The sequence below is a fragment of the Fibrisoma montanum genome (assembly GCF_003583365.1).
GTDB lineage: Bacteria > Bacteroidota > Bacteroidia > Cytophagales > Spirosomataceae > Fibrisoma > Fibrisoma montanum.
This window is the reverse complement of sequence record NZ_QXED01000033.1, coordinates 1-762: the sequence shown is the minus strand read 5'-3', so window position 1 is coordinate 762 and position 762 is coordinate 1. Positions and strand designations below refer to the sequence as shown.

Annotated in this window: 1 protein-coding gene; it reads left to right on the top strand. The window is 63.5% G+C overall.

From position 1 onward, the window contains the following. The coding region (locus DYU11_RS32855) for an SdrD B-like domain-containing protein (protein WP_119671990.1) at positions 1-762 on the top strand (762 nt) is incomplete at both ends.

Sequence of the window (762 nt, the reverse complement as noted above, 5' to 3'; positions counted from 1 at the left end):
TGGGTGACAAGGTCTTCGTCGATGCCAACCGCGATGGGCTGCAGGATGCGGCTGAGACGGGTCTGGCCTCGGTGACGGTGACCTTGGTGAGCAACGGCACGGCCCTGGCCAGTGTGGTGACGGGCGCCGATGGCGTCTACAGCTTCACGGGCCTGACGCCGGGTGTACCTTACTCAGTGAGCTTCACGGCTCCGGCCAACTACACGGCCTCTACGCCGAACGTAGGGGGTGATGATACGCTGGATAGTGACCCCATCAACGGGGTAGTGAGCAACATCACCCTGACCTCGGGTCAGAGTCTGACCACGGTCGATGCGGGCTTTGCTCCGCTGACAGCATCGTTGGGTGATCTGGTCTTTGAGGACAGCAACGCCAACGGCCAGCAGGATGCGGGTGAGGCTGGCATCGCCGGGGTAGCCGTGCAGCTCTTGGCTGACGGTGGAGTGACACCGGCGGCCTCCACGACCACCAACGCCAGTGGCGTCTACAGCTTCACGGGCTTAACACCTGGGGTGAGCTACACAGTCGTGTTTGGTACGCCCACGGGCTATACCGCTACGGTGGCCAACACCGGACCAGACGCTACCGACAGTGATGCCGATCCGGTGACGGGTCGCAGTGGCAGCTACACGTTAGCGGCTAACGAGAGCAACCTGACGGTGGACGCAGGCTTCTTCCGCCCGGCCTCACTGGGTGACAAGGTCTTCGTCGATGCCAACCGCGATGGGCTGCAGGATGCGGCTGAGACGGGTCTGGCCTCGG